This is a genomic window from Rhodococcus sp. R1101 (genome assembly GCF_000278445.1).
Classification (GTDB): Bacteria; Actinomycetota; Actinomycetes; order Mycobacteriales; family Mycobacteriaceae; genus Rhodococcus; species Rhodococcus gordoniae.
Map to the genome: position 1 here is coordinate 1 of NZ_AJVB01000322.1, position 4,352 is coordinate 4,352.

A 4,352-nucleotide genomic window follows, 5' to 3' on the forward strand; every position below is an offset into this window, starting at 1 on the left:
GAGGGTGCCCTTGGCGAGGTGATCGATCACACGTCCGGGAGTACCGACGATGACCTGGGCGCCGCGGCGGAGGCCGGACAGCTGTACACCGTATGCCTGGCCACCGTAGATGGGCAGGACGGACAGGCCCGGGATGTGGACGGAGTACTTACCGAAAGCCTCCGCGACCTGCAGCGCGAGCTCTCGGGTGGGCGCCAGCACCAGCGCCTGGGGCCGCTTCACGGAGGTGTCGATGCGCGAGAGGATCGGCACCGCGAAGGCGGCGGTCTTGCCGGTGCCGGTCTGAGCGAGACCGACGACGTCCCGTCCCTCCAGCAGCGGTGGGATGGTCGCCGCCTGGATCGGCGACGGGGACTCGTAACCCACATCTGAAAGAGCTTGCAGCACACGGGCATCGATGTCGAGATCGGCAAACGTGAGAGCTGCGGTCTCCTGGTCGGGGGCGTCTTGAATTTCACTCATTTGACCAGCAGTTTATCGGATGGACCCACCACTTCGCGCCCGGACCCTGCTACGACCTGGGCGCGAGCGCGCGAATGATGACACGCCCCACGCCGCCCCTGGTCCCCGGGGCACGTCACACTGGGCATGTCATCGGTCCCCGACCCGAAGGATTCCACAGTGACGGCATCCCCCTCCGCGCACGCCTCGACGACGCCTCCGTCCGTCTCCGATTCCGGCATTCCGACGCACTGGTACAACATCGTCGGCGATCTCGAGGTGCCGCCGCCGCCGCATCTGCACCCCGGGACCCGCGAACCGATCACCGCCGACGATCTCGCGCCGCTGTTCGCCTCGGGCCTGATCGAGCAGGAACTGTCGACCGAGACCGACATCGGGATCCCGGAGGCCGTGCGCGAGGTCTACGCCGGCTACCGCACCACTCCCCTGTTCCGCGCCCGCTCGTTCGAGAAGGCCCTCGGCACCCCGGCCCGCATCTACGTCAAGTACGAGGGCGTGAGCCCGGTGGGCAGCCACAAGGTGAATTCGGCGGTCGCCCAGGCGTACTACAACTCGCTCGACGGCGTCACCCGCCTGACGACGGAAACCGGTGCCGGGCAATGGGGTTCGGCCCTGTCGTTCGCATGCGCGAAGTTCGGCATCGATCTCGAGGTGTGGCAGGTCCGCGCCTCCTACGATTCGAAGCCCTACCGCCGATTCCTCATCGAGACCTACGGCGGCACAGTGCATCCCAGCCCGTCCGACCTGACGGAGGCCGGTCGTGCCGTCCTCGCCGAGCACCCGGACACCCCCGGCTCGCTCGGCATCGCGGTGTCGGAGGCCGTGGAGGTCGCGGTGAAGGATGCCGCCGCCCGCTACACACTCGGCAGCGTGCTCAACCACGTGGTGCTGCACCAGACCGTCATCGGCCTCGAGGCCGTGGAACAGCTGCGGACCGCGGGTGAGGACCAGGCCGATGTGGTCTTCGGTTGTGCGGGCGGCGGTTCGAACCTCGCCGGCCTGTCGTTCCCGTTCCTGCGCGAGGTCATCCACGAGCGGGCGACGACACGTGTCGTCGCCGTCGAGCCCGCGGCGTGCCCGTCGATCACCCGCGGCGAGTACCGCTACGACCACGGCGACATCGCAGGCCTGACGCCGCTGCTGAAGATGCACACCCTCGGCCAGGACTTCATCCCGGACCCGATCCACGCCGGCGGGCTGCGGTACCACGGCATGGCGCCGCTGCTCAGCCACACCGTCGAACTGGGCTACGTGCAGGGACAGTCCGTGGCGCAGACCGATGCCTTCTCGGCGGCGGTGCTCTTCGCCCGGAACGAGGGCATCGTGCCGGCGCCGGAGTCGTCGCACGCGATCGCGGCGGCTGCGGAGTACGCGCGGGGCCTCACCGAACCCGAGGTGATCGTGATCGGCCTGTCCGGCCACGGCCAGCTCGATCTGCCCGCCTACCACTCGTATCTGTCGGGCGAGCTCGACTGAGATCTCCTCGGTCCGTCCGGGCGGTGAATGCTCGCCCGCCCGGACGGACCGTCCCATACTGGAGGCGTGGGGTACGCCACGCGCGAGGAGGCAGGCCGGCGACTCGCCCGGTCGGCCGGGCACCTGCGCGACGCCGACCCGGTGGTCCTCGCACTACCTCGCGGCGGCATTCCCGTCGCCCGTGAACTCGCCGCAGCCCTCGATGCGCCCCTGGACGTCCTCGTGGTGCGCAAACTGGGCGTGCCCTGGCATCCCGAACTCGCGATGGGCGCAATCGCCGAAGGACCGGGTCCCGGAACCACCGGGGAATCGACCGCGCAGGACGCCGTCTTCCGCGTCCTCAACGACGACGTGATCCGGCGCGGGCGGATCGCCCCCGAGTCCGTGGCCGCCGTCGAGCGGCGCGAGCTGACCGAACTGGCTCGACGTGCCGATGTTCTGCGTGCCGGTCGCACCCGGGTGCCGCTGGAGGGCCGCACGGCGATCGTCGTCGACGACGGCATCGCCACAGGTGCGACGGCCGCGGTGGCATGCCTCGCCGCGCGCGCCTCCGGAGCGACCCGGGTCGTCCTCGCGGTGCCGGTGGCCTCCCCCGACGCACTGCGCCGGGCCGGCCGGGCGGCCGACGAGGTGATCTGCCCGTGGACGCCGGTGGACACCGACAGCGTCGGCGCCGCCTACGACGACTTCCATCAGCTCGGCGACGACGAAGCGGTCCTTCTTCTCCGAAATACCGGTACTTCCGGTACCGGGAAATCCGACGAGACGATCCGATAGTGGTAATCCTCGTTACCGGCGGGTAGCATTGTTACCTGGATCACTGCTTATCGGACTGTAAAAAGGGGGCAAAGCGGTCCGAGGGTAATGCATTTCCCAACGGCGTGTGATGCAATGCACACCGACAGTACCTAACGATGGAGGGGTCACAGTGAGTGAGATTGCCGTGCCACAGTCGTTCTCGATCCCCGAGAACACGTCGATGGCCGACAGCGTCTTCCGGCACGAGAAGGAGTCGCCGGAGTTCGTGCCGTTCGAGCGACTGGTCGACGGCAAGTGGGTTCCCGTCACCGCCCGCCAGTTCGCATCCGAGGTGCGCGCCGTGGCGAAGGGCCTGATCGCGTCGGGTATCGAGCTCGGCGACCGTGTCGCGGTCCTGTCGGCGACCCGCTACGAATGGGTCCTGCTCGACTACGCCATCTGGACTGCGGGCGGTGCCACCGTGGCGATCTACGAGACGTCGTCGGCGGACCAGGCCCAGTGGATCCTCGAGGACTCCGGGACCAAGCTGCTCATCGTCGAGAACTCGGCTCACGTCGACACCGTGCGCGAGGTCGCCGAGAACGCTCCGACCGTGCGCGAGGTACTGCAGATCGAGCCCGCGCCGGGTGGCAAGGGCGCGTGCGACGAGCTCGTCGCACGCGGTGCGGCGGTCACCGACGAGCAGGTCGAGGAACGACGCAACCAGGTCACGGCCGAATCCGCTGCGACCCTCATCTACACCTCCGGCACCACGGGACGGCCGAAGGGTGTGCAGCTCAAGCACCGCCACTTCGCGTCCGAGTCCGCAGCCTGCGCCCTCGCACTGCCCGATTCGATGCACGAGGGTCAGCGCACGCTGCTGTTCATCCCGATGGCGCACGTCTTCGCGCGCCTGATCTCGTTCGCCGCCTTCGACAGCAAGGTCACCGTCGGTCACACCTCCGACCTGACGACGCTGCTCGATCAGTTCGCGGTCTTCAAGCCGAACTTCATCCTGTCGGTGCCCCGCGTGTTCGAGAAGGTCTACAACTCGGCCAAGCAGAAGGCCTACGACGGCGGCAAGGGCAAGATCTTCGAGAAGGCCTCCGACGTCGCGATCGAGTACAGCAAGGCGCTCGAGAACGGCGGCCCCGGGCTGGGCCTGAAGATCAAGCACTCCGTGTTCGACAAGCTCGTCTACGGCAAGCTCAAGGCAGCGCTCGGCGGCAACGTCACCAAGGCCGTGTCCGGCGGCGCCGCACTCGGCGCACGTCTCGGCCACTTCTTCCGCGGTGTCGGCGTCACCATCTACGAGGGCTACGGCCTGACGGAGACCACCGGCGGCATCATCATGAACACCCCGGCCGCCCAGAAGATCGGCACCGTCGGCACGCCGTTCAACGGGTGCGCGGCGAAGATCGCCGAGGACGGCGAGTTGCTGCTCAATGGCCCCCAGGTGTTCGACGGCTACTGGCAGAACGACGAGGCCACCGAAGAAGCCATCCGCGACGGCTGGTTCCACACCGGCGACATCGGCGCGATCGACGAGGACGGCTTCATCTCGATCACCGGCCGCAAGAAGGAACTCATCGTCACTGCGGGCGGCAAGAACGTCGCTCCGGCCGTCCTCGAGGATTCGTTGCGTGCCCACCCACTGATCAGCCAGGTCATCGTGG

4 protein-coding genes are annotated in these 4,352 nt (G+C 68.1%); 3 read left to right on the forward strand and 1 reads right to left on the reverse strand.

From position 1 onward, the window contains the following. Positions 1-462, reverse strand: a 462-nt coding sequence (locus R1101_RS27175; protein ID WP_157179171.1) for a DEAD/DEAH box helicase, incomplete at its 3' end; no start/stop codon positions are given. A 159-nt stretch (positions 463-621) separates the two neighbouring features. Here R1101_RS27175 and R1101_RS0116940 point away from each other — a divergent pair. The 3 genes from R1101_RS0116940 to R1101_RS0116950 all read left to right on the forward strand — a co-directional run. Next, positions 622-1,938 carry a TrpB-like pyridoxal phosphate-dependent enzyme gene (locus R1101_RS0116940; RefSeq protein ID WP_016934557.1) on the forward strand — a complete coding sequence of 439 codons (1,317 nt, stop codon included), beginning with the start codon at positions 622-624 and terminating at the stop codon, positions 1,936-1,938. Positions 1,939-2,004: 66 nt separating this feature from the next. Continuing rightward, positions 2,005-2,715 (forward strand): phosphoribosyltransferase, encoded by a 711-nt coding sequence (locus R1101_RS0116945; protein ID WP_016934558.1) that lies wholly within the window; start codon positions 2,005-2,007, stop codon positions 2,713-2,715. A 151-nt stretch (positions 2,716-2,866) separates the two neighbouring features. Next, the coding region (locus R1101_RS0116950; protein ID WP_037223896.1) for an AMP-dependent synthetase/ligase at positions 2,867-4,352 on the forward strand (1,486 nt) is incomplete at its 3' end.